This is a genomic window from Cupriavidus sp. SHE (genome assembly GCF_000812445.1).
GTDB classification, from domain to species: Bacteria; Pseudomonadota; Gammaproteobacteria; order Burkholderiales; family Burkholderiaceae; genus Cupriavidus; species Cupriavidus metallidurans.
Genome location: NZ_JWMB01000060.1, coordinates 133,258 through 156,158, shown reverse-complemented (window position 1 = coordinate 156,158; position 22,901 = coordinate 133,258). Strand labels below are relative to the sequence as shown.

Sequence of the window (22,901 nt, the reverse complement as noted above, 5' to 3'; positions counted from 1 at the left end):
GATCGCCCCGATCGCCATGGAAGAAGGTCTGCGCTTCGCTATCCGCGAAGGTGGCCGTACCGTCGGCGCCGGCGTTGTGGCAAAGATCCTCGACTAAGCAATCTTCCTGGGACATGCCCGCGGGCATGTCCCCTTTTATCCGGGCCACTGGCCCATCGCTCTTTTAAGGAACAATCATGCAGAACCAGAAGATCCGTATCCGCCTGAAGGCTTTCGACTATCGCCTGATCGACCAGTCGGCAGCCGAAATCGTGGATACCGCCAAGCGTACCGGTGCTATCGTCAAGGGTCCCGTGCCCCTGCCGACCCGTATCCAGCGCTTCGACATCCTGCGTTCGCCGCACGTCAACAAGACCAGCCGCGATCAGTTCGAGATCCGCACTCACCAGCGCCTGATGGACATCGTCGACCCGACCGATAAGACCGTCGACGCGCTGATGAAGCTCGACCTGCCGGCAGGCGTGGACGTCGAGATCAAGGTGTAAATATGTTTCGGGCCGCATCGGCGGCCTGTTGCAGCAAAACGGCGAACTTCGGTTCGCCGTTTTTGTTTTGTGGTGACCCGGTTTCTTGCCTGGCTCAGCCCCGACCGCGTCGTCGCAAGGTTTCTCCTGGGCACTCCCCAAACGCACGCCGGTATTCGACGCTGAATCGCCCCAGGTGAGCAAAGCCCCAGCGCAACGCGGCGGCCGTTACCGAAGACAGCGTTGCGTCATTGAGCAGATCCTGCCTCACGCGTTCCAGGCGGACCGTGCGCAGATAGGTCATCGGGCTCAGGCCCCGATGCTCGCGAAATCCCGCATACAGGCTGCGCAGACTGACCCCCGCCATCTCGGCGAGCAGCGCGGGCGTCACCGCTGCATCGGCGTGGGCATGGATGTATTCCTCGACAACCTTCACGTGCCTTGGCGCCAGCGGCTTGCCATGTTCGCGTAACACGTCGGACAGGCTGTGCGGCTGGAACGTCAGCAATGTGCCGATTGCCAATTGCTCGAGCTGGCAGGCAGTTAGCGGGTGGCTCGCGGTTTGCGGCGCGTGGTTCAAGGTGTCGGCCAGATACTGGACGAGCGACTGCCACCCCGTGTTGCGCCAGGCCATGCCGAGCTGGAAGCGCAGCGGCTGGTTCGGTCGCCGGCCCAGATATGCCGCGCAAACGCGTTCCAGTGCGCTGCGCTCGATGCGTACGATGAGTTGGTCGTTGTCGGCGCTCCACCGCATCCGCAGGGGTTCGCTCGGTGTCAGCACCGAGGCGCATTCCGAATCCGAGACAACGTGCTGCCCGCCGCAGTGAATATCCGCCTGGCCAGCCATCGGCATCTGTATCAGCAAGAAATCGCCCAGCGGGCCTGGGTCGATGGTCACGTCTCCGCCGTAACTGAGCCGGTTGAAGGACACTGCGCCCACGGGCACGTGATGCATTCGCGCACGCAGCGCATTGCCATGCAGGGTGAGTCGATGGGGCTTGAAGACCGACGCAACCCGTGCACGCGTGGTGTCGAGGTCGTCCGAATCGAACACCAGACGGCCGGTGTCGTGAAGCAGGGCACCTGCCAGCGGCACCATGGCCGGGGCAGTGGGGGGCATCTGCGGCATGTCTCGCTCCTGGCGGGGCCGGCCTGGGCGCTGCCGCTTCTGCCGGTGGATCGCCACCTTGACCGAACGTGCGCGCCGCGTGATTCCGGCTGTTGTCAGCCGGCTGGCACAGTGCGCAGCGGCTGATTCGCTGCGCACCACTATAGCGGATTCGTCTCCGGCCCCCACGTCCCCCTTGAACGGGGACGCACTTTCCTGCACTAATCGGATAGCCGCTGCACTAGGCGGCTAGTTTGCTGCGGTGCGGGTCTCCGATCATGAAGGCAACGGCGGGGCACGCACGGCGGCCATACCCACAAAACATACAGGAGCAAAAGGCATGGGCCAGACCATCCAGATCCAGACCCAGGACGGCAACTTCAGTGGCTATCTCGCCACTCCGGCAGTAGGTAAGGGCCCGGGCATCGTGCTGTGCCAGGAGATCTTCGGCGTCAACGCCACCATGCGGCAGGTGGCCGACTACTACGCCGAGGAAGGCTATACCGTGCTGGTGCCGGATCTGTTCTGGCGCATCGAGCACGGGATCGAGCTATCCGACCGTGGGGCGGACTTCCAGCGTGCGCTCGGCTTGTACCAGCAATTTGACGAAGATAAGGGCGTGCAGGACGTCGGCGCCGCCCTCGCCACGCTGCGCCAACGCCCCGAATGCGCTGGCCAGACCGGTGTGCTCGGCTTCTGCCTCGGCGGCAAGCTGGCCTATCTGGCGGCGTGCCGACTGCCGGACGTAGCCTGTGCCGTCGGCTACTACGGGGTTGGTATCGAGCGCGCGCTTGGCGAGGCCAAAAACATCCGTGGCCGGCTGGTACTGCATGTCGCCGAGCGCGATGGCTTCTGCCCGCCCGAGGCGCAGGCGAGCATCCGCGAAGCGCTGTCCGGCCAACCCGGTGTCGAACTGTACGTCTATCCGGGGATGGATCACGCGTTCGCGCGCACCGGCGGCGAGCACTTCGACAAGGCCTCGGCCCTGATGGCGCACCAGCGTTCGATCGCGGCGTTCCGCGCCGAGATGGGCCCGCACTACGATTTCTCCGCGCTGTGGGATAAGCATTGCGAGTACGAATTCGCCACGCGCGATGTCGATGCCACGATGGCTACGATGGTGGCCGAGCCATACGTCAACCACATCCCGACGATGACCGGTGGCGTGGGCTACCGGCAGCTCAAGCGCTTCTACCAGCACCACTTCGTCCACAGCAATCCGCCCGACACCACGCTGATTCCGCTGTCCCGCACGATCGGCGCCAGCCAGGTAGTGGACGAGATCCTCTTCTGCTTTACCCACACCTGCGAGATCGACTGGATGCTCCCCGGCGTGCCTCCAACCGGCAAGCGCGTAGAGATCCCGCTGATCGCCATCATCAAGTTCCGTGGCGACAAGCTCTATCACGAGCATATCTACTGGGACCAGGCCAGCGTGCTGGTACAGGTCGGCCTGCTCGATCCCAAGGGGCTGCCCGTGGCCGGAATCGAGACGGCACGCAAGCTGCTGGACGAAACCCTGCCATCCAACACGCTGATGGCGCGCTGGAGCGAGAGCGAAGGCAAGTAACGCCCCCGGCCCACGTCGCGGAACGGGCTGAACGCGGGGACGGCACGTCAGAGGCCGCCCCGCACATCAACAGAGGAGACACCATCATGCAAGGCTTGCAGGACAAAGTAGCCATCGTCACAGGCGGCGCCACACTGATCGGCGCGGGGGTTGCCCGCGCATTTGCCGAAGCGGGCACCCGCGTGGCGATTCTCGATATCGACGCCGCCGGCGGCGAGCGCGTGGCGGCGTCGTTGGGACCGATGGCCATGTTCGTGCCCACCGACATCACCCAGGACGATCAGGTCCGCAGCGCGGTGGCGCAGGTGGTCAGCCGCTTCGGCGGCGTGGATTTTCTGGTCAACCTGGCCTGCACCTATCTGGATGATGGCTTTCGCTCTTCCCGCGCTGACTGGCTGGCGGCACTCGATGTGAACGTGGTGTCCGGCGTCATGCTGGCGCAGGCCGTGCACCCGCACATGCGCACGCGTGGCGGCGGTGCCATCGTCAATTTCACCAGCATCTCGGCGCGGGTCGCGCAGACCGGGCGCTGGCTCTATCCGGTATCCAAGGCCGCCATGGCGCAACTGACGCGCAGCATGGCGATGGACCTCGCGCCGGACCGCATCCGCGTCAATGCCGTCTCGCCGGGATGGACCTGGTGCCGGCTGATGGACGAAGTCAGCGGTGGCAACCGCGCGCGCACCGATGCCGTGGCCGCGCCCTTCCACATGCTCGGACGCGTTGGCGAGCCCGACGAGGTCGCACAGGTAGTCCTGTTTCTCTGCTCGGATCACGCCAGCTTCGTCACCGGAGCGGACTACGCGGTGGATGGCGGATACGCCGCCATGGGCCCTGAACAGAACGTGCCGGCCATCGGCAAGCTGGCTGGCTGAATCGCCTTCCGAAAACAGATCACGGAGACAACCATGAGCCAACGTATTGCCATCGTCGGTGCCGGCCAGTCCGGATTACAGATGGCCCTGGGGCTGCAGGCCAGAGGCTATCGGGTGACCTTGCTGTCTAATCGCACCGCGGACCAGATTCGCGCGGGCAAGGTGATGTCCAGCCAATGCATGTTCGACCGCGCGTTGCAGACCGAGCGCGATCTCGATCTCAACTGGTGGGAGGATGCCTGCCCGCCGGTGGAAGGTATCGGCCTGGCCATTCCCCATCCTGAACGACGTGGCGAGAAGCTGATCGACTGGGCGGCCCCGCTGGACCGCGTGGCGCAGGCAGTGGACCAGCGTCTGAAGATGCCGGCGTGGATGGATGCCTTTGTCGAACGCGGCGGCGATCTGCGCATTGTCGATGTTGGGCTGGATGAGTTGGAGGCCCTGACGCTCGAGCACGACCTGGTGCTGCTGGCCGCCGGCAAGGGAGAGATCGTCAGCCGCTTCGAGCGCGACGCCGCACGCAGCCCTTTCAGCGCGCCACAACGCGCGCTGGCGCTGACGTACGTCACCGGCATGTTGCCGCGCACACCCTTCTCGCGGGTTTGCTTCAACCTCATCCCGGGGGTAGGGGAGTACTTCGTGTTCCCAGCGCTTACGCTATCCGGGCCATGCGAGATCATGGTGTTCGAAGGGGTACCGGGCGGCGACATGGACCGCTGGTCCGAAGCGCGCACGCCGGAAGCACACCTCGAGGAGAGCCTGCGCATCCTGCGTACCTATCTACCCTGGGAGGCCGAGCGTTGCGATGCCGTGGCGCTGACCGATGCCAACGGCATCCTGTCGGGCCGCTTCGCGCCGACGGTGCGCAAGCCGGTACTGACCTTGCCTTCCGGTCGACTGGTGTTCGGCATGGCCGACGCCGTGGTCGTCAACGATCCCATCACTGGCCAGGGTTCGAACAACGCCGCCAAGTGTTGCAAGGTCTATCTGGATGCCATCCTCGCGCGGGACGGGCTTCCCTATGACGCGGACTGGATGAACCAGACGTTCGAGCGGTACTGGGCGTATGCGGGCGATGTGGTCAACTGGACCAACTCGCTGCTGACCCCGCCGCCGCCTCATATCCTCGGCCTCCTGGGCGCCGCGGGCCAGTTGCCGGCTTTGGCCGCGCGCATTGCCAACGGATTCGACAATCCACCGGATTTCTTCCCGTGGTGGTCCGATCCGGTGGCATGTCAGCAGTTGATCGACCAGCAACTGGCCAAGGCAGCGTGACATGGACTCGACCAAGATAGTCGGAAGCGCGTCATCGGGCGCGCCCGATCCCCGGGCCCTGCGACGGGTCTGCGGACGGTTCGCGACGGGCGTGGCGATCATTGGCGCGTGCGCCCCGCAAGGCCGGCCGGTGGGGCTGACCGTGAACTCGTTCGCCTCGCTGTCGCTGGATCCGCCGTTGATCATTTGGAGCCTGGCGCGCCATTCGCCCAATGCGGCACTGTTTCAGTCAGGAGAGGCGTTCGGCGTGAGCATCCTCCGGGCCGGGCACGACGAACTGGCGCGTCGCTTCGCCAGGCCACAGCCCGACAAGTTCGCCGGCGTGCCGCATTGGCGCTGTCCGCGTGGCGTGCCGTATCTTGACGAGGCGCTCGCGACGCTTTCGTGCCGTGTCGAGCGCGCCGACCCGCTCGGCGATCACCTGCTGATCGTCGGTGCGGTAGAGGATTTTGCCGCCTCGGAAGGTGATCCGCTGGTGTTCTATGGGGGTGATTTCGTCCGCGTGGCCGCCTGAAATGCACACTTCGGCGGCCATCGCGCCGCCACGAGTTGGCTTTACGCCGCAATTTCGCCGAATTCTGCCGCTACGGACGTGGTTCTGCGCGGGATTCGGCAATTGAACTTGCCCTTTCCAAGCTCCTGCGTTATAGTGTAAGGCTACCCGTTTCTCCGGGTAGCGGGGACCGTTTTGGTCGTGCGCAATTTCTTTCGCGCAACCCGCACTCACACAGTTTTCGTGTATCAATCAGCCCCGGCCAATCGCAGCTGGGAATGGAGCAAACCATGAGCCTTGGCCTTGTAGGTCGCAAGGTTGGCATGACCCGTATTTTCACGGACGACGGTGATTCGATTCCCGTTACCGTGGTCGAGGTCGGCGACAACCGCGTGACGCAAATCAAGACGGACGAGACCGACGGTTACACCGCCGTTCAAGTCACCTTTGGCAGCCGACGCGCAAGCCGCGTTACCAAGCCGCTGGCGGGTCACCTCGCCAAAGCCGGTGTGGAAGCTGGCGAAGTCATCAAAGAATTCCGCATCGATGCAGCCAAGGCTGCCGAGCTGCAAGCTGGCAGCTCGCTCTCCGTCGACCTGTTCCAGGTTGGCCAGAAGATCGACGTGCAGGGCGTGAGCATCGGTAAGGGCTACGCCGGTACCATCAAGCGCCACCACTTCGCATCGGGTCGTGCCACCCACGGTAACTCGCGTTCGCACAACGTTCCGGGTTCCATCGGTATGGCACAGGATCCGGGCCGCGTGTTCCCGGGCAAGCGCATGACGGGTCACCTGGGTGACGCTACCCGCACCGTGCAAAACCTCGAGATCGCCAAGATCGACGCAGAGCGCAAGCTGCTGCTGGTCAAGGGCGCCATCCCCGGTTCCAAGGGCGGCAAGGTCATCGTGACCCCGGCCGTCAAGGCCAAAGCTTAAGGAGCGCATGTAATGGAACTCAAGCTCCTCCAGGACAACGGTCAAATCGGCGCCGGCGTTGCCGCGTCTGCCGAAGTGTTCGGCCGTGACTACAACGAAGCCCTCGTTCACCAGATCGTCGTCGCTTACCAGGCCAACGCGCGTAGCGGTAACCGTAAGCAGAAGGATCGTGAAGAGGTCAAGCACACGACCAAGAAGCCGTGGCGCCAGAAGGGTACGGGCCGTGCTCGTGCCGGTATGTCGTCCTCGCCCCTGTGGCGTGGCGGTGGCCGTATCTTCCCGAATTCGCCGGAAGAGAACTTCAGCCAGAAGGTCAACAAGAAGATGTTCCGTGCTGGTATGCGCTCGATTTACTCGCAGCTCGCACGTGAAGGTCGTATCAACGTGGTGGACGGTTTCGCTGTCGACGCGCCCAAGACCAAGCTCTTGGCCGACAAGTTCAAGGCCATGGGCCTGGACTCGGTGCTGATCATCACCGACAACCTCGACGAGAACCTCTACCTGGCTTCGCGCAACCTGCCGAACGTGGCAGTCGTGGAGCCGCGTCATGCTGATCCGCTGTCGCTCGTGCACTACAAGAAGGTGCTGGTGACGAAGGCGGCTGTCGCGCAGATCGAGGAGTTGCTGAAATGACGCAAGTAGCCAAGAACGATCATCGTTTGATGCAGGTGCTGCTCGCGCCGGTGGTTTCCGAAAAGGCAACCCTGGTAGCCGACAAGAATGAACAAGTCGTGTTCGAAGTGGCTCGCGATGCCAACAAGGCAGAAGTGAAGGCCGCAGTCGAACTGCTGTTCAAGGTCGAGGTGCAGTCCGTTCAGATCCTGAACCAGAAGGGCAAGCAAAAGCGCTTTGGCCGCTTCATGGGCCGTCGCAACCACGTGAAGAAAGCTTACGTGTCGCTGAAGCCGGGTCAGGAAATCAATTTTGAAGCGGAGGCCAAGTAATCATGGCACTCGTCAAGACCAAGCCGACTTCCCCGGGTCGTCGCTCGATGGTGAAGGTGGTCAACAAGGACCTTCACAAGGGCGCCCCGCACGCTCCGCTGCTGGAAAAGCAATTCCAGAAGTCGGGTCGTAACAACAATGGTCATATCACCACCCGCCACAAGGGCGGTGGTCATAAGCACCACTACCGCGTGGTCGACTTCAAGCGCAACGACAAGGACGGCATCGCCGCCAAGGTCGAGCGCCTGGAATACGATCCGAACCGCAGCGCGAACATCGCGCTGGTGCTGTTCGCCGACGGCGAGCGCCGCTACATCATCGCCACGAAGGGCATGGTGGCCGGCCAAGCCCTGATGAACGGCTCGGAAGCGCCGATCAAGGCTGGTAACAACCTGCCGATCCGCAATATCCCGGTTGGTACCACGATCAACAACGTGGAAATCCTGCCTGGCAAGGGCGCGCAAGTTGCGCGTGCTGCTGGTGGTTCCGCCGTGCTGCTGGCCCGCGAAGGCCTGTACGCTCAGGTTCGTCTGCGCTCCGGTGAAGTGCGTCGCGTGCATATCGAATGCCGCGCCACCATCGGTGAAGTGGGCAACGAAGAGCACAGCCTGCGCGTCATCGGCAAGGCCGGTGCAACTCGCTGGCGCGGTATTCGCCCGACCGTTCGCGGCGTGGTGATGAACCCGGTCGACCACCCGCATGGTGGTGGTGAAGGCAAGACTGCTGCTGGTCGCGATCCTGTGTCGCCGTGGGGTACCCCTGCTAAGGGTTACCGTACCCGCAGCAACAAGCGCACGGACAGCATGATCGTCCAGCGCCGCCACAAGCGCTAATCGGTAGGTAGGAGCTAAAGATATGACTCGTTCCGCAAAAAAGGGTCCGTTCTGCGACGGCCACCTGCTGAAGAAGGTGGAAGCGGCCGTTGGCGGCAAGGACAAGAAGCCCATCAAGACATGGTCGCGTCGTTCGACCATTCTGCCGGACTTCATCGGCCTGACGATCGCCGTGCACAACGGCCGTCAACACGTGCCGGTGTACGTGACGGAAAACATGGTTGGCCACAAGCTCGGCGAATTTGCGATCACTCGCACGTTCAAGGGCCACGCGGCTGACAAGAAAGCGAAGAGGTAAGGTGCCATCATGGAAGTGAAAGCGATTCATCGCGGTGCCCGCATCTCCGCCCAGAAGACGCGTCTGGTCGCTGACCAGATCCGTGGTCTGCCGATCGAGCGTGCGCTCAACATCCTGGCTTTCAGCCCGAAGAAGGCCGCCGGGATCGTGAAGAAGGTGGTCGAATCGGCCATCGCCAACGCTGAGCACAACGAAGGCGCTGACATCGACGAGCTGAAGGTCAAATCGATCTTCGTCGACAAGGCAACCTCGCTCAAGCGCTTCACCGCACGGGCGAAGGGCCGCGGCAACCGCATCGAGAAACAAACCTGTCACATCACTGTGACGCTCGGCAACTAAGGAGTCACGATGGGACAGAAGATTCATCCGACTGGCTTCCGTCTGGCCGTCAGCCGTAACTGGGCTTCGCGTTGGTACGCCAACAACACGAAGTTCGCCGGCATGCTGAAAGAAGACATCGAAGTTCGCGAGTTCCTGAAGAAGAAGCTCAAGAACGCATCGGTTGGCCGCGTCGTGATCGAGCGTCCTGCCCGTAATGCACGTATCACCATTTACAGCTCGCGTCCGGGCGTGGTGATCGGCAAGAAGGGTGAGGACATCGAACTGCTGAAGGCCGAGCTGCAACGTCGCATGGGTGTGCCCGTGCACGTGAACATCGAGGAAATCCGCAAGCCGGAAACCGATGCGCAGCTGATCGCCGATTCGATCACGCAGCAGCTCGAGCGCCGCATCATGTTCCGTCGCGCCATGAAGCGCGCGATGCAGAACGCGATGCGTCTGGGTGCCCAAGGCATCAAGATCATGAGCTCGGGTCGTCTGAACGGTATCGAAATCGCACGTACCGAGTGGTACCGCGAAGGCCGTGTGCCCCTGCACACCCTGCGCGCCGACATCGACTACGGCTTCTCCGAAGCCGAAACCACCTACGGCATCATCGGTGTCAAGGTGTGGGTCTACAAGGGTGATCACCTGGGCCGCAACGATGCGCCTGTGGTTGAAGAGCCGCAAGAAGACCGTCGTCGTCGCCCGGGTCGTCCGGAAGGCCGTCGCCGCGAAGGTGAAGGCCGTCCGGCTGGCAACCGCCGCGGTGGTGCCGGTGCTGGTCGTCGTGCTGCGCCTGGCGCAGATGCGAAGAGTGGAGAATAACAATGCTGCAACCGAAGCGTAGGAAGTATCGCAAGGAGCAGAAGGGCCGCAACACGGGTAAGGCTACCCGTGGTAACGCCGTGTCTTTCGGCGAATTCGGCCTGAAGGCAATGGGCCGTGGTCGCCTGACCGCTCGTCAGATCGAGTCGGCACGTCGTGCGATGACCCGTCACATCAAGCGTGGCGGCCGCATCTGGATCCGGATTTTCCCGGACAAGCCGATCTCGAAGAAGCCTGCCGAAGTTCGTATGGGTAACGGTAAGGGCAACCCGGAATACTACGTGGCTGAAATTCAGCCGGGCAAGATGCTGTACGAAATGGATGGCGTGAGCGAAGAGCTGGCGCGTGAGGCGTTCCGCCTCGCGGCCGCCAAGCTGCCGATCGCCACGAATTTCGTGGTGCGTCAGGTCGGTACGTAAGGAGAGTTAAGGATGAAAGCATCCGAACTGCGCGGCAAGGACGCCGCAGGCCTGAACCAGGAGCTCTCCGAGCTGCTGAAGGCCCAATTTAGCCTGCGCATGCAAAAGGCCACCCAACAGCTGCAGAACACCAGCCAGCTGAAGAAGGTGCGCAAGGACATCGCGCGTGTGCAAACCGTGCTGACCGAAAAGGCGAACGCGAAATGACTGAAGCTGCGAAGACTGAAACGTCGCTTCGCCGTACCCTCGTGGGTCGTGTCGTGAGCGACAAGATGGACAAGACCGTGACGGTCCTGATCGAAAACCGCGTCAAGCACCCCCTGTACGGCAAGTACGTGCTGCGTTCGAAGAAGTACCACGCACACGACGAAGCCAACCAGTACAAGGAAGGCGACAAGGTCGAGATCCAGGAAACCCGTCCGCTGTCGCGGACCAAGTCCTGGGTGGTTTCCCGGCTGGTAGAAGCTGCGCGCGTCATCTAAACACAACAGTGTATTGATGACTTGCAAGTCCAGGATTATATGCTATAATCCTGGACTTCCGCTTTGTTGCGCTTGCCCCTGCAGTATCACCCGGGCGGGCCTGTGAGGCGAGCCAGGGTCTGGTGCTCCATGTTTTACGGGGTAACAGGCACTACCGACTTCCAAGTTGATCAACCCAAGCGGTGCGGGGCGCAATGCCAGGTACCGACGGGACCAAGACTGACCGGCAGGCTTCGTATAGAAAGTCTGGCGGATTAAGTTGGGAAGATAACACCATGATTCAGACAGAAAGCCGGCTCGAAGTGGCCGATAACACCGGTGCGCGCGAAGTGCTGTGCATCAAGGTACTGGGTGGGTCCAAGCGCCGCTATGCGAGCGTGGGCGACATCATCAAGGTGACCGTGAAGGACGCAGCGCCGCGCGGTCGCGTGAAGAAGGGCGACATCTACAACGCAGTCGTCGTGCGTACCGCCAAGGGCGTGCGCCGCGCTGATGGTTCGCTCGTCAAGTTCGACGGCAATGCTGCTGTCCTGCTGAACAACAAGCTCGAGCCGATCGGCACCCGTATCTTCGGGCCGGTGACTCGTGAACTCCGTACCGAGCGCTTCATGAAGATCGTGTCGCTCGCTCCGGAAGTGCTGTAAGGAGCCGCCATGAACAAGATTCGCAAAGGCGACGAAGTCATCGTGCTGACCGGCAAGGACAAGGGCAAGCGCGGCACGGTGCAAGCAGTGCAGGGTGACAAGGTCGTGGTTGAAGGTGTGAACGTTGCCAAGAAGCACGCTCGCCCGAACCCGATGCTGGGCACCACCGGTGGTGTGGTCGACAAGCTCATGCCGCTGCATATTTCCAACGTTGCGCTCGTAGATGCCAATGGCAAGCCGTCGCGCGTCGGTATCAAGGTCGAAGACGGCAAGCGCGTGCGCGTGCTGAAGACGACCGGTGCCGTCCTGGCCGCTTGATTCTGGGCACAGATAGGAGTTGAGCATGACAGCACGTCTGCAAGAGTTTTACAAAGAACAGGTTGTGCCGGCGCTGATGAAGCAGTTCGGCTACAAGTCGGTCATGGAAGTGCCGCGTTTCACCAAGATCACCCTGAACATGGGCCTTGGCGAAGCCATCAATGACAAGAAGGTCATTGAACTGGCCGTCGGCGACCTGACCAAGATCGCCGGTCAGAAGCCTGTGGTGACGAAGGCCAAGAAGGCCATCGCCGGCTTCAAGATCCGTCAGGGCTACCCCATCGGTGCGATGGTGACCCTGCGCGGTGAGCGTATGTTCGAATTCCTGGATCGTTTCGTGACCGTGGCCCTGCCGCGCGTGCGTGACTTCCGTGGTGTGTCGGGCAAATCGTTCGACGGTCGTGGTAACTACAACATCGGTGTGAAAGAGCAGATCATTTTCCCCGAAATTGAGTACGACAAGATCGACGCACTGCGTGGTCTGAACATCAGCATCACGACGACGGCTAAGAACGACGAGGAAGCCAAGGCTCTCCTGAATGCGTTCAAGTTCCCGTTCCGTAATTAAGGGGTAACCGTGGCTAAACTGGCTCTGATTGAACGTGAGAAGAAGCGCGCAAAGCTCGTGGCGAAGTACGCCGACAAGCGCGCAAACCTCAAGGCCATTATTGACGACCAAGAAAAGTCGGAAGAAGAGCGTTATCTGGCGCGCCTCGAGCTGCAAAAGCTCCCGCGCAACGCGAACCCGACTCGCCAGCGTAACCGCTGCGCGATCACCGGTCGTCCCCGCGGTACCTTCCGCAAGTTTGGCCTGGCGCGTAACAAGATTCGTGAAATCGCCTTCAAGGGCGAAATTCCGGGTCTGACGAAAGCCAGCTGGTAATTACGCACAGGCTACAGGAGAAACAGTATGAGCATGAGCGATCCTATCGCCGATATGCTGACGCGCATTCGCAACGCCCAGGGCGTGCAGAAGGCGTCGGTGGTCATGCCCTCGTCCAAACTGAAGGCTGCGATCGCCAAAGTCCTGAAGGACGAAGGCTACGTCGAAGACTTCTCGGTGCAGGAAGAAGGCGGCAAGGCGCAACTGACCATTGGTCTGAAGTATTACGCCGGCCGTCCGGTGATCGAGCGCATTGAACGCGTTTCGAAGCCCGGTCTGCGCGTGTACAAGGGCCGCAGCGACATTCCCCACGTGATGAACGGCCTGGGCGTTGCGATCATCTCGACCCCGCAGGGTCTGATGACCGACCGCAAGGCACGTGCCACTGGCGTGGGCGGCGAAGTTCTCTGCTACGTCGCGTAAGGAGCAAACATGTCCCGTGTAGGTAAGGCTCCCATCGCGCTGCCGAAAGGCGCGGAAGTTAATGTGGCGGCTGGCGTGCTCTCCGTAAAGGGCCCGCTCGGTACGCTGTCCCAGCCGATTCATAGCCTGGTGAAGGTCAACGTTGCCGAAGGCACGCTGACGTTCGAACCGGCCGACGAATCGCGCGAAGCTAACGCCCTGCAAGGCACCATGCGCGCGCTGGCCGCGAACATGGTCAAGGGCGTGACCACCGGTTTCGAGCGCAAGCTGCAGCTGGTTGGCGTGGGTTACCGCGCTCAGCTGCAGGGCGCCGCTCTGAAGCTCCAGCTTGGTTTCTCGCACGACGTGATCCATGAGATGCCGGAAGGCGTGAAGGCGGAAACGCCGACGCAGACCGAGATCATCATCAAGGGTGCGGACAAGCAGAAAGTCGGTCAGGTTGCCGCGGAAGTTCGCGCGTACCGTCCGCCTGAGCCCTACAAGGGCAAGGGTGTTCGCTACGCTGACGAGCGCGTCATCCTGAAGGAAACCAAGAAGAAGTAAGGGGTGCAATGATGAACAAGAAAGACGCTCGTTTGCGCCGTGCACGTCAGACCCGCGCCAAGATCGCGGAACTGAAGGTGAATCGTCTGACCGTGTTCCGTACGAATTCGCATATTTACGCTCAGGTGTACTCGCCGTGCGGCACGCAAGTGCTGGCTTCGGCTTCGACCGCCGAGGCAGAAGTGCGCAAGGAACTGAATGGCAACGGCGCTACCGTCGCTGCCGCCACCGTGGTGGGCAAGCGTGTTGCCGAGAAGGCAAAGGCTGCCGGCGTGGAAACCGTCGCGTTCGATCGCGCTGGCTTCCGCTTCCACGGCCGCGTGAAGGCCCTGGCTGACGCTGCCCGCGAAGCCGGCCTCAAGTTCTAAGCGCTCACAGAGAGATACGTCATGGCAAAGATGCAAGCAAAAGTCCAACAGGACGAACGCGACGACGGCCTCCGCGAGAAGATGATCTCGGTCAACCGTGTCACCAAAGTGGTGAAGGGTGGCCGTATCCTCGGTTTCGCTGCGCTGACCGTGGTGGGTGACGGCGATGGCCGCATCGGCATGGGCAAGGGCAAGGCCAAGGAAGTTCCGGTGGCCGTGCAGAAGGCAATGGACGAAGCCCGTCGCAAGATGGTCAAGGTCGCACTGAAGAACGGCACGCTGCAGCACGAAGTTGTTGGTCGTCACGGCGCCGCCAAGGTTCTGATGATGCCCGCCAAGGAAGGTACTGGCGTGATCGCCGGCGGCCCGATGCGCGCGATCTTCGAAGTGATGGGTGTGACGAACGTTGTGACCAAGTCGCACGGTTCGACGAACCCTTACAACATGGTTCGTGCCACCCTCGATGGTCTGACCAAGATGAGCACGCCGGCAGAAATCGCCGCAAAGCGTGGCAAGTCGGTTGAAGACATCCTCGGCTAAGGTGAACGAAATGTCGCAGAAAACCGTAAAAGTGCAACTCGTGCGCAGCCTGATCGGCACGCGCGAGGATCATCGCGCCACCGTTCGTGGCCTGGGCCTGCGCCGTCTGAACTCCGTTTCGGAGCTGCAGGACACGCCCGCCGTGCGCGGCATGATCAACAAGGTCTCGTACCTGGTCAAGGTTCTGGCCTGATCGGGACTTGGAGAGCAACATGCAACTGAACAACCTGAAACCGGCTGACGGTTCGAAGCACGCTAAGCGTCGCGTCGGCCGCGGTATCGGCTCCGGCCTGGGCAAGACGGCTGGTCGCGGTCACAAGGGTCAGAAGTCGCGTTCGGGCGGCTTCCACAAGGTGGGCTTCGAAGGCGGTCAAATGCCGCTGTATCGCCGCCTGCCGAAGCGTGGTTTCACCTCGCTGACCAAGGCCTTCACCGCCGAAGTGACCCTGCGCGACATCGAACGCCTGGAAGCTGCTGAAGTGGACCTGCTGGTCCTGAAGCAAGCTGGCCTGGTGGGCGAGCTGGTCAAGAGCGCAAAGGTCATCAAGGCCGGTGAACTGTCCCGCAAGGTGACGATCAAGGGTCTGGGCGCCACCGCTGGTGCCAAGGCTGCGATCGAAGCCGCTGGCGGCCAGATCGAAGCGTAATTACGCAGTAGCATTCGCAGCATAGGCGAAGTCACAGTCGGAGCATCGTTTGGCCACGGCGAAACCCAATGCAAGCGCGCAGGCCAGGAACACGGCGAAGTACGGCGACCTCAAGCGCCGGTTGATGTTCCTGGTGCTGGCTTTGATCGTCTACCGCATCGGTGCGCATATTCCGGTGCCGGGGATTGATCCGGACCAGCTTGCGAAGCTTTTCCAGTCTCAGTCAGGTGGCATCCTCGGGATGTTCAACCTGTTCTCGGGCGGTGCGCTGTCGCGCTTTACCGTCTTTGCGCTCGGCATCATGCCGTACATCTCGGCGTCGATCATCATGCAGTTGTTGACGATCGTGCTGCCGCAGTTGGAGTCGTTGAAGAAGGAAGGGCAGGCAGGGCAACGCAAGATTACGCAGTACACGCGTTACGGCACTGTGGTTCTGGCCACGTTCCAGGCGCTGTCGATTGCGGTTGCGCTGGAATCGCAGCCTGGTCTCGTGTTGGAACCGGGTCTGATGTTCCGGGCCACGGCGGTGATCACGCTGGTGACTGGCACGATGTTCCTGATGTGGCTGGGTGAACAGATCACCGAGCGTGGTCTGGGCAACGGTATCTCGATCATCATCTTTGGCGGTATCGCGGCGGGCTTGCCCAATGCGATTGGCGGACTGTTCGAACTGGTTCGTACGGGTTCCATGAGCATCATCGCGGCGATCTTCATCGTGGCGATCATTGCGGGTGTGACCTTCGCCGTGGTGTTTATCGAGCGTGGCCAGCGCAAGATTCTGGTGAACTATGCCAAGCGTCAGGTCGGCAACAAGGTGTACGGCGGTCAGTCGTCGCACCTGCCGCTGAAGCTGAACATGGCAGGGGTGATCCCGCCGATCTTTGCATCGTCGATCATCCTGTTCCCGGCAACGATTGCGGGCTGGTTTACGTCGGACTCGACGAGTGCGGTGGGTCGGTTCATCAAGGACCTGGCTGCCACGCTGTCGCCGGGTCAGCCGGTGTACATCCTGCTGTATGCGACTGCGATTGTTTTCTTCTGCTTCTTCTATACGGCTCTGGTGTACAACAGCCGGGAAGTGGCGGATAACCTGAAAAAGAGTGGTGCCTTCATTCCGGGCATCCGTCCGGGCGAGCAAACGACGCGCTATATCGACAAGATCTTGGTGCGCCTGACGCTGGCTGGTGCGATTTACATCACACTAGTCTGCCTGTTGCCGGAATTCCTGGTGCTGCGCTGGAACGTTCCGTTCTATTTCGGCGGAACCTCGCTGCTGATCATCGTGGTCGTCACGATGGACTTCATGGCACAGGTACAGTCCTACGTCATGTCGCAGCAGTATGAGTCGCTGCTGAAGAAGGCGAATTTCAAGGGTAACCTGACCTTGCGTTAAAAACAGGTTGGGACAGGCTCAGGTATGGCAAAAGACGACGTCATCCAGATGCAAGGGGAGGTCCTGGAAAATCTCCCCAACGCGACGTTCCGCGTCAAGCTTGAAAACGGCCACATAGTACTGGGCCATATCTCCGGCAAGATGCGAATGAACTACATCCGGATTCTTCCGGGTGACAAGGTGACTGTCGAGCTGACCCCATATGATCTGTCACGCGCACGCATCGTCTTCCGGACGAAGTGAAGCGAACAGGAATTGAAGGAAGAGGAAAATCATGAAAGTGCTGGCTTCTGTTAAGCGCATTTGCCGCAACTGCAAAATCATCAAGCGCAACGGTGTCGTGCGCGTGATCTGCTCGTCGGATCCCCGCCACAAGCAACGCCAAGGCTAATCGGAAAGAGGATTGACGAATGGCACGTATCGCAGGGGTTAACATCCCGAACCACAAGCATACCGAAATCGGCCTGACGGCCATTTACGGTATCGGCCGCTCGCGCGCCCGCAAGATTTGCGAGGCCACCGGTGTACCGTTTGACAAGAAGGTCAAGGACCTGACCGACGCCGACCTGGAAAAGCTTCGTGATGAAGTGGGTAAGGTCACGGTCGAGGGTGACCTGCGTCGTGAAACCACGATGAACATCAAGCGTCTGATGGACCTTGGTTGCTATCGTGGCATGCGTCACCGCAAGGGTCTGCCGATGCGCGGTCAGCGTACCCGCACCAATGCTCGTACCCGTAAGGGTCCGCGCAAGGCCGGCGTGGCACTGAAGAAGTAAAGCCGAAGGCATAGGAAGAATCGAATGGCAAAAGGTCCGAATAACGCCGCCCAGCGCGCGCGTAAGAAGGTCAAGAAGAACGTTGCCGACGGCATTGCGCACGTCCACGCTTCGTTCAACAACACCATCATCACCATCACCGACCGCCAGGGCAACGCCCTGTCGTGGGCGACCGCAGGTGGCCAGGGCTTCAAGGGTTCGCGTAAGTCGACCCCGTTCGCTGCCCAGGTTGCTGCCGAGAACGCCGGCCGTGTTGCGCAAGACCAGGGTATCAAGAACCTGGAAGTGCGCATCAAGGGCCCCGGTCCCGGCCGTGAGTCGGCTGTCCGTGCGCTGAACGCGCTGGGCATCAAGATCGCGGTGATCGAAGATGTGACGCCGGTGCCGCACAACGGCTGCCGCCCGCCGAAGCGCCGCCGTATCTAAGCGCTTGGTTTGCCGGAGAATCGCAAGGGGGTTTTTATCCCTTGCCTCCGGACTGTGGTAGTATCGCGCGTTCGCCTGCTGCAATCTGATTGCAGCAGGTTTTCGTTTTGCGTCTGGACGAAGGGGTCATTGCCTCCGCAGTCCGGCGTGTTGTCATGCTTTTGCGTTGCTTCCGTGCGGCAGGCTGCCTGTCGTTGGCGGATGAAGAACCATAAGCCCACCGTCCGTTACAACCGGTGACGGACTCATGGCGCGTCATGATGGCGCCGTGATCGATCAAAGGAAGATAAAGTGGCACGTTATATCGGCCCGAAGGCCAAACTCTCCCGCCGCGAAGGCACAGATCTGTTCCTGAAGAGCGCACGCCGCTCGCTGGCCGACAAGTGCAAGCTGGACAGCAAGCCTGGCCAACACGGTCGCACTTCGGGCGCCCGTACGTCCGACTACGGCAACCAGCTCCGCGAAAAGCAGAAGGTCAAGCGTATCTACGGCGTGCTCGAGCGTCAGTTCCGCCGTTACTTCGCCGAAGCCGATCGCCGCAAGGGCAATACCGGTGAAAAGCTGCTGCAACTGCTGGAATCGCGTCTGGACAACGTCGTGTACCGCATGGGCTTCGGTTCGACCCGCGCAGAAGCGCGTCAACTGGTGTCGCACAAGGCGATCCTGGTGAACGGTCAGACGCTGAACGTTCCGTCGGCCCAGATCAAGGCGGGCGATATCGTGTCGGTGCGCGAGCAGTCGAAGAAGCAAGTGCGTATCGCCGAAGCACTGTCGCTGGCTGAGCAGTCGGGCTTCCCGACCTGGGTTGCTGTGGATGCCAAGAAGTTCGAAGGCACGTTCAAGCAAGCCCCGGATCGCGCCGACATCTCCGGCGACATCAACGAAAGCCTGATCGTCGAATTGTATTCGCGTTAATCGCCGAATCGATCATCGAACGGTTCAGCGCTTGCCTTTCAAGCAAGGCTTCGCTTTCAGCCCGACGCGCTCTGTGGCGCGCCGGGCTTATTGCCCATCGTACGATGGGATTCTCAGGTTCCAAACGTCAGCCTTATCGGTGTAACGAGCCGAGGGTATTGAAAAGGACAACCTAATGCAAACAGCACTCCTCAAGCCAAAAATCATCGCCGTTGAACCGCTGGGCGACCATCACGCCAAGGTCGTGATGGAGCCGTTCGAGCGCGGTTACGGTCATACGCTCGGTAACGCCCTGCGTCGCGTGCTGCTGTCGTCGATGGTCGGTTATGCGCCGACTGAGGTCACGATCGCTGGGGTGGTCCACGAGTACTCCACCATCGATGGCGTGCAAGAAGACGTCGTCAACCTGCTCCTCAATCTGAAGGGCGTGGTGTTCAAGCTGCACAACCGCGACGAAGTCACGGTTTCTCTGCGCAAGGACGGTGAAGGCGTGGTGACGGCGGCCGATATCGAACTGCCGCACGACGTCGAGATCATCAACCCGGGTCACGTCATTGCTCACCTGTCCGCCGGTGGCAAGCTCGACATGCAGATCAAGGTTGAACAAGGCCGCGGCTATGTGCCGGGTAACGTTCGCAAGTTCGGCGACGAAGCCAGCAAGGTGATCGGCCGTATCGTGCTGGACGCCTCGTTCTCGCCGGTCCGCCGGGTTTCGTACGCCGTCGAATCGGCGCGTGTGGAACAGCGTACCGATCTGGACAAGCTGGTGATGAACATCGAAACCGACGGCGTGATCTCGCCCGAGGAAGCGATTCGTCAGTCGGCCCGTATCCTGGTTGACCAGCTGTCGGTGTTCGCCGCCCTGGAAGGCACCGAATCGGCTGCCGAGGCTGCTTCGAGCCGCGCGCCGCAGATCGATCCGATCCTGCTGCGCCCGGTCGACGACCTCGAACTGACGGTGCGTTCGGCCAACTGCCTGAAGGCCGAGAACATCTACTACATCGGCGACCTGATCCAGCGTACCGAGAACGAACTGCTCAAGACCCCGAATCTGGGTCGCAAGTCGCTCAACGAGATCAAGGAAGTCCTGGCTTCGCGTGGTCTGACGCTCGGCATGAAGCTCGAGAACTGGCCGCCCGCAGGTCTGGAGAAGTAATTGAAGTCGTGGGGCAGCGGTAACGCCGCCCCACGCTTCGCACGCGCCACAGGCATTCCGCCCGTGGCATGGAAGCCCCACCGGCCCGCGCCGTTCGTTGCGTAAGCAAAGGCGATAGAAGAGCTGGTTAAACACTGAAATCGAAAGGAATCATCATGCGTCACCGTCATGGTTTGCGGAAACTGAACCGCACCTCGTCGCACCGTCTCGCGATGCTGCGCAACATGTCCAACTCGCTGTTCCAGCACGAGCTGATCAAGACCACCCTGCCCAAGGCGAAGGAACTGCGCAAGGTTGTCGAGCCGCTCATCACGCTGGCCAAGAAGGACACCGTTGCCAACCGCCGTCTGGCTTTCGCCCGTCTGCGCGACCGCGACATGGTTACCAAGCTGTTCACCGAACTGGGCCCGCGCTATGCCACCCGTCCGGGCGGCTACACCCGTATCCTGAAGTTCGGCTTCCGTCAGGGCGACAACGCGCCGATGGCGCTGGTCGAGCTGGTGGATCGTCCGGAAATCACCGAAGCCCCGGCTGAAGAAGCGGCGGAATAAGTGATGCCTGATCCCGTCTTTCGCTGACGGGATTCTGGACACGGCACTACAATCGAGCCAGGCTTTTGCCTGGCTCTTTTGTTTTGTGCCTTGTTTGCGCTGGAATCTGGATATGACCGCTTCGAACGCTTCCCTTTCCGCTCAGTCGGCGGACCCGACGGAGTCGGTACTGATTGCGATGACGAACCTGCCCGACGAGGCGTCGGCGATCCGCCTGAGCGCGGCCATTCTCGAGGCGCGCGTAGCGGCGTGTGTGAACCGGATGGCACCATGCCAGTCGGAGTACTGGTGGCAGGGCAGGCTGGAGCAAGCGCAGGAATGGCCGCTGCTGATCAAGACGACGCAGCGTCAGTACGCGGCCTTGGAAAAGCTGATCCGCGCCGCGCATCCTTACGACGTGCCGGAGCTTGTCGCATGGCCGCTGGCGGCCGGTTTGCCGGCTTATCTGGACTGGGTCCGGAGCGAAGCGACAGGTGCTGACGACAAGGTCTGAAGCTTCTGAAGCTTCTCAAGTATCGGAATATCAACACATGGTAATGACGGGTAGCAGCATCGGAACAATGTGGAAAACCGGTGCAACGCGCGGGGATCTGGTGCGACATATCGCCGCACTTTGGCTGACTATATTCGCCTGCCTCTTCTTCTGGAACGTTGCACATGCGGCGACCGAAGACGATTTCCTGCCGCCGGAGCAGGCCTTTCGATTTGCCGCCAGACAGGTCGACCAGAAGACCGTCGAGGTTCGCTTCGACGTGGCAGATGGCTACTACCTGTACCGGGAGCGCTTTTCCTTCGCAGCCCAGCCGGCTGACGTAAAACTCGGCAAGCCGGAGATGCCTGCCGGAAAGGTCCATTTCGATGAGACCTTCGGCAAGGACATGGAGACGTATCGTGGCGCCGTTGTGATCAAGGTGCCGGTTGAGCAGGCGCCCGCAGATGGCCGCTGGTCGCTCGTGGTGACGTCCCAGGGTTGTGCGGACAAGGGGCTTTGCTATCCGCCGATGGAAAGCATCTACAAGGTCGGCGGCTCCGTACTTGGCAACTTGTTCGGCGATCGTGGGGCGGCGGCTCAGTCGACGCCGGAGGCGCAGGCTCCTGCCGCAGTGCTACCTGCACCGGATCGCGCGGCGCCGACGCGTTCAAGCAAGGTGGTCGACGACACCGATAGGATCGCCAATGCACTCGCCAGCCGCAATCTCGCGCTGATCGGGGCCCTGTTCTTCGGCCTCGGCATTCTTCTGACATTCACGCCGTGCGTGCTGCCGATGGTGCCGATTCTTTCGTCGATCGTCGTCGGCGAGCATGTCACGCGCGGGCGTGCGTTCCTGGTGTCGCTCTCCTACGTGCTTGGCATGGCCGTGGTCTACACCACGGTGGGCGTAGCGGCCGGTCTGGCTGGCGAAGGCCTGGCCGCGGCGCTCCAGACGCCCTGGGTGCTTGGCGCTTTCGCAGCCTTGATGGTCGCGCTCGCGATGTCCATGTTCGGCATGTACGAACTGCAGATGCCGCAGCGCTGGCAAGCCCGACTGACCGAATCCTCGAATCGCCGGCAGAGCGGGCAGTTTGTCGGTGCGGCCCTGATGGGGGCGATTTCCGCGCTGATCGTGGGGCCCTGTGTCACGGCGCCGCTCGCGGGTGCGCTGGCGTATATCGCGCAAACCGGCGATGCCATCACCGGCGGCGCGGCCCTGATGGCCATGGCTCTCGGCATGGGCGTGCCGCTGATGCTGGTTGGAATGGGCGCCGGCAATCTGCTGCCACGTGCGGGCAAGTGGATGGAGGCTACCAAGCGCTTCTTCGGCTTCCTGCTTCTGGGCGTGGCGATCTGGATGGTGACGCCCGTACTGCCGGCTTGGGTCGTGATGCTGGCATGGGCGGCGCTGCTGCTTGTGGCGGCCGTTTATCTCGGCGCGTTCGATGCCCTGGGCCCGGACCCACGGGGCGTGGTGCGACTGGGCAAGGGGCTTGGCCTGCTGGCGGCACTGGTGGGCGCGATTCAGATCGTTGGTGTGGCGTCGGGCGGACGCAATCCCTTGCAGCCGCTTTCCCATCTGAGTCTGTCGGCGGCCACGCTGCCACCGCATGCCGCCGAGATTCGCTTCGAGCGCGTGCGGAACATCGCCGAACTGGATGCGCGGATCGCACAGGCCTCCGCTGCCGGGCGTCCGGTGCTGCTGGATTTCTATGCCGACTGGTGCGTCAGTTGCAAGGAGATGGAGAAGCTGACGTTCCCGGACGCGAAAGTCAGGGCGCAACTCGCGGACGTCGTCCTGTTGCAGGCTGACGTGACGGCCAACAATGCCGACGATCGCGCGTTACTGAAGCGTTTCGGTCTGTTCGGCCCGCCGGGCATCATCCTTTTCGGCAAGGATGGACAGGAGCGCCCGGTGCGGGTGATCGGCTATCAATCGGCATCGCGCTTCCTCGAAAGCCTAGAGCGCGCGCTGGGGCCGCGGTCGCAGACCTGACCCGGCCC

General features: G+C 61.6%; 36 protein-coding genes and 1 pseudogene. 36 read left to right on the top strand and 1 reads right to left on the bottom strand.

Going from position 1 to position 22,901, the window contains the following annotated elements:
- Positions 1–97, top strand: a pseudogene (locus RN01_RS33370) (elongation factor Tu); the annotation flags it as partial.
- 79 nt (positions 98–176) lie between these two features.
- Positions 177–485 carry a 30S ribosomal protein S10 gene (gene rpsJ, locus RN01_RS27560; protein WP_006160488.1) on the top strand — a complete coding sequence of 103 codons (309 nt, stop codon included), beginning with the start codon at positions 177–179 and terminating at the stop codon, positions 483–485.
- 94 nt (positions 486–579) lie between these two features.
- Here the strand turns inward: rpsJ and RN01_RS27555 are convergent, their stop codons facing one another.
- A complete protein-coding gene (locus tag RN01_RS27555; protein WP_008642902.1) occupies positions 580–1,593 on the bottom strand; it encodes an AraC family transcriptional regulator in 1,014 nt (337 codons plus the stop codon).
- A 319-nt stretch (positions 1,594–1,912) separates the two neighbouring features.
- On the opposite strand from RN01_RS27555, the gene RN01_RS27550 reads away from it, so the two are divergent.
- The 34 genes from RN01_RS27550 (at position 1,913) to dsbD (ending at position 22,893) form a co-directional block, all read left to right on the top strand.
- Positions 1,913–3,142 (top strand): dienelactone hydrolase family protein, encoded by a 1,230-nt coding sequence (locus tag RN01_RS27550; protein WP_024570586.1) that lies wholly within the window; start codon positions 1,913–1,915, stop codon positions 3,140–3,142.
- Between the two features lie 86 nt (positions 3,143–3,228).
- On the top strand, positions 3,229–4,017 hold the full coding sequence (locus tag RN01_RS27545; RefSeq protein WP_008642904.1) for an SDR family oxidoreductase: 789 nt from the start codon (positions 3,229–3,231) through the stop codon (positions 4,015–4,017).
- 33 nt (positions 4,018–4,050) lie between these two features.
- On the top strand, positions 4,051–5,292 hold the full coding sequence (locus tag RN01_RS27540) for a styrene monooxygenase/indole monooxygenase family protein (protein ID WP_017513610.1): 1,242 nt from the start codon (positions 4,051–4,053) through the stop codon (positions 5,290–5,292).
- 1 nt (position 5,293) lies between these two features.
- Positions 5,294–5,806 (top strand): flavin reductase family protein, encoded by a 513-nt coding sequence (locus RN01_RS27535; protein WP_024570585.1) that lies wholly within the window; start codon positions 5,294–5,296, stop codon positions 5,804–5,806.
- Between the two features lie 269 nt (positions 5,807–6,075).
- Positions 6,076–6,720 (top strand): 50S ribosomal protein L3, encoded by a 645-nt coding sequence (rplC, locus tag RN01_RS27530; protein WP_011517768.1) that lies wholly within the window; start codon positions 6,076–6,078, stop codon positions 6,718–6,720.
- Positions 6,721–6,732: 12 nt separating this feature from the next.
- Positions 6,733–7,353 carry a 50S ribosomal protein L4 gene (gene rplD / locus RN01_RS27525; RefSeq protein WP_008642923.1) on the top strand — a complete coding sequence of 207 codons (621 nt, stop codon included), beginning with the start codon at positions 6,733–6,735 and terminating at the stop codon, positions 7,351–7,353.
- Positions 7,350–7,664 carry a 50S ribosomal protein L23 gene (rplW, locus tag RN01_RS27520; RefSeq protein ID WP_006576245.1) on the top strand — a complete coding sequence of 105 codons (315 nt, stop codon included), beginning with the start codon at positions 7,350–7,352 and terminating at the stop codon, positions 7,662–7,664. Before rplD ends, rplW begins: the two co-directional genes overlap by 4 nt.
- A gap of 2 nt (positions 7,665–7,666) precedes the next feature.
- Positions 7,667–8,497: a 50S ribosomal protein L2 gene (gene rplB / locus RN01_RS27515; RefSeq protein ID WP_008642926.1), complete on the top strand. Its 831-nt coding sequence runs from the start codon at positions 7,667–7,669 to the stop codon at positions 8,495–8,497.
- Positions 8,498–8,519: 22 nt separating this feature from the next.
- Complete coding sequence (rpsS, locus tag RN01_RS27510; RefSeq protein WP_008642928.1) at positions 8,520–8,795, top strand: 30S ribosomal protein S19; 276 nt, start codon at positions 8,520–8,522, stop codon at positions 8,793–8,795.
- Positions 8,796–8,804: 9 nt separating this feature from the next.
- Entirely contained in the window at positions 8,805–9,134 is a 330-nt protein-coding gene (gene rplV, locus RN01_RS27505; protein ID WP_008642930.1) for a 50S ribosomal protein L22, read from the top strand.
- A 9-nt stretch (positions 9,135–9,143) separates the two neighbouring features.
- Positions 9,144–9,941, top strand: coding sequence for a 30S ribosomal protein S3 (gene rpsC, locus RN01_RS27500; RefSeq protein ID WP_008642932.1), 798 nt, complete (start codon positions 9,144–9,146; stop codon positions 9,939–9,941).
- A gap of 2 nt (positions 9,942–9,943) precedes the next feature.
- Positions 9,944–10,360, top strand: a complete 417-nt coding sequence (gene rplP / locus RN01_RS27495; RefSeq protein ID WP_006576240.1) for a 50S ribosomal protein L16 — start codon at positions 9,944–9,946, stop codon at positions 10,358–10,360.
- 12 nt (positions 10,361–10,372) lie between these two features.
- The gene (gene rpmC / locus RN01_RS27490; protein WP_008642937.1) at positions 10,373–10,567 is read left to right on the top strand and encodes a 50S ribosomal protein L29; all 195 of its coding nucleotides are present in this window, start codon (positions 10,373–10,375) and stop codon (positions 10,565–10,567) included.
- The gene (gene rpsQ, locus RN01_RS27485) at positions 10,564–10,842 is read left to right on the top strand and encodes a 30S ribosomal protein S17 (protein WP_008642939.1); all 279 of its coding nucleotides are present in this window, start codon (positions 10,564–10,566) and stop codon (positions 10,840–10,842) included. The genes rpmC and rpsQ overlap by 4 nt, the downstream gene beginning before the upstream one ends.
- Before the next feature lie 275 nt (positions 10,843–11,117).
- Complete coding sequence (rplN, locus tag RN01_RS27480) at positions 11,118–11,486, top strand: 50S ribosomal protein L14 (RefSeq protein WP_006576237.1); 369 nt, start codon at positions 11,118–11,120, stop codon at positions 11,484–11,486.
- A 9-nt stretch (positions 11,487–11,495) separates the two neighbouring features.
- Entirely contained in the window at positions 11,496–11,804 is a 309-nt protein-coding gene (gene rplX / locus RN01_RS27475; protein ID WP_008642940.1) for a 50S ribosomal protein L24, read from the top strand.
- Positions 11,805–11,829: 25 nt separating this feature from the next.
- On the top strand, positions 11,830–12,372 hold the full coding sequence (rplE, locus tag RN01_RS27470; RefSeq protein WP_008642941.1) for a 50S ribosomal protein L5: 543 nt from the start codon (positions 11,830–11,832) through the stop codon (positions 12,370–12,372).
- 9 nt (positions 12,373–12,381) lie between these two features.
- Entirely contained in the window at positions 12,382–12,687 is a 306-nt protein-coding gene (rpsN, locus tag RN01_RS27465) for a 30S ribosomal protein S14 (RefSeq protein ID WP_008642942.1), read from the top strand.
- 27 nt (positions 12,688–12,714) lie between these two features.
- The gene (rpsH, locus tag RN01_RS27460; RefSeq protein WP_011517767.1) at positions 12,715–13,110 is read left to right on the top strand and encodes a 30S ribosomal protein S8; all 396 of its coding nucleotides are present in this window, start codon (positions 12,715–12,717) and stop codon (positions 13,108–13,110) included.
- Between the two features lie 9 nt (positions 13,111–13,119).
- Positions 13,120–13,653 (top strand): 50S ribosomal protein L6, encoded by a 534-nt coding sequence (gene rplF / locus RN01_RS27455; RefSeq protein WP_011517766.1) that lies wholly within the window; start codon positions 13,120–13,122, stop codon positions 13,651–13,653.
- A gap of 11 nt (positions 13,654–13,664) precedes the next feature.
- Positions 13,665–14,021, top strand: a complete 357-nt coding sequence (rplR, locus tag RN01_RS27450; protein ID WP_008642949.1) for a 50S ribosomal protein L18 — start codon at positions 13,665–13,667, stop codon at positions 14,019–14,021.
- A 21-nt stretch (positions 14,022–14,042) separates the two neighbouring features.
- The gene (rpsE, locus tag RN01_RS27445) at positions 14,043–14,561 is read left to right on the top strand and encodes a 30S ribosomal protein S5 (protein WP_008642951.1); all 519 of its coding nucleotides are present in this window, start codon (positions 14,043–14,045) and stop codon (positions 14,559–14,561) included.
- 10 nt (positions 14,562–14,571) lie between these two features.
- On the top strand, positions 14,572–14,754 hold the full coding sequence (rpmD, locus tag RN01_RS27440; RefSeq protein ID WP_008642953.1) for a 50S ribosomal protein L30: 183 nt from the start codon (positions 14,572–14,574) through the stop codon (positions 14,752–14,754).
- A 19-nt stretch (positions 14,755–14,773) separates the two neighbouring features.
- Positions 14,774–15,208, top strand: a complete 435-nt coding sequence (gene rplO, locus RN01_RS27435) for a 50S ribosomal protein L15 (protein ID WP_008642954.1) — start codon at positions 14,774–14,776, stop codon at positions 15,206–15,208.
- 49 nt (positions 15,209–15,257) lie between these two features.
- Positions 15,258–16,601: a preprotein translocase subunit SecY gene (gene secY / locus RN01_RS27430; protein WP_008642955.1), complete on the top strand. Its 1,344-nt coding sequence runs from the start codon at positions 15,258–15,260 to the stop codon at positions 16,599–16,601.
- A 24-nt stretch (positions 16,602–16,625) separates the two neighbouring features.
- Positions 16,626–16,844, top strand: coding sequence for a translation initiation factor IF-1 (infA, locus tag RN01_RS27425; protein ID WP_008642956.1), 219 nt, complete (start codon positions 16,626–16,628; stop codon positions 16,842–16,844).
- Between the two features lie 31 nt (positions 16,845–16,875).
- Complete coding sequence (gene rpmJ / locus RN01_RS27420; RefSeq protein WP_008642959.1) at positions 16,876–16,992, top strand: 50S ribosomal protein L36; 117 nt, start codon at positions 16,876–16,878, stop codon at positions 16,990–16,992.
- A 19-nt stretch (positions 16,993–17,011) separates the two neighbouring features.
- Positions 17,012–17,377 carry a 30S ribosomal protein S13 gene (gene rpsM, locus RN01_RS27415; protein ID WP_008642961.1) on the top strand — a complete coding sequence of 122 codons (366 nt, stop codon included), beginning with the start codon at positions 17,012–17,014 and terminating at the stop codon, positions 17,375–17,377.
- Between the two features lie 24 nt (positions 17,378–17,401).
- Entirely contained in the window at positions 17,402–17,803 is a 402-nt protein-coding gene (rpsK, locus tag RN01_RS27410) for a 30S ribosomal protein S11 (protein WP_008642963.1), read from the top strand.
- A gap of 291 nt (positions 17,804–18,094) precedes the next feature.
- Entirely contained in the window at positions 18,095–18,718 is a 624-nt protein-coding gene (gene rpsD, locus RN01_RS27405) for a 30S ribosomal protein S4 (protein WP_017513071.1), read from the top strand.
- A 175-nt stretch (positions 18,719–18,893) separates the two neighbouring features.
- The gene (gene rpoA, locus RN01_RS27400; RefSeq protein ID WP_008642968.1) at positions 18,894–19,874 is read left to right on the top strand and encodes a DNA-directed RNA polymerase subunit alpha; all 981 of its coding nucleotides are present in this window, start codon (positions 18,894–18,896) and stop codon (positions 19,872–19,874) included.
- A 155-nt stretch (positions 19,875–20,029) separates the two neighbouring features.
- Positions 20,030–20,425 (top strand): 50S ribosomal protein L17, encoded by a 396-nt coding sequence (gene rplQ, locus RN01_RS27395; RefSeq protein WP_008642987.1) that lies wholly within the window; start codon positions 20,030–20,032, stop codon positions 20,423–20,425.
- A 112-nt stretch (positions 20,426–20,537) separates the two neighbouring features.
- Entirely contained in the window at positions 20,538–20,918 is a 381-nt protein-coding gene (gene cutA, locus RN01_RS27390; RefSeq protein WP_017514281.1) for a divalent-cation tolerance protein CutA, read from the top strand.
- Positions 20,919–20,985: 67 nt separating this feature from the next.
- A complete protein-coding gene (dsbD, locus tag RN01_RS27385) occupies positions 20,986–22,893 on the top strand; it encodes a protein-disulfide reductase DsbD (protein WP_017514282.1) in 1,908 nt (635 codons plus the stop codon).
- The last annotated feature ends 8 nt before the right edge of the window (positions 22,894–22,901 follow it).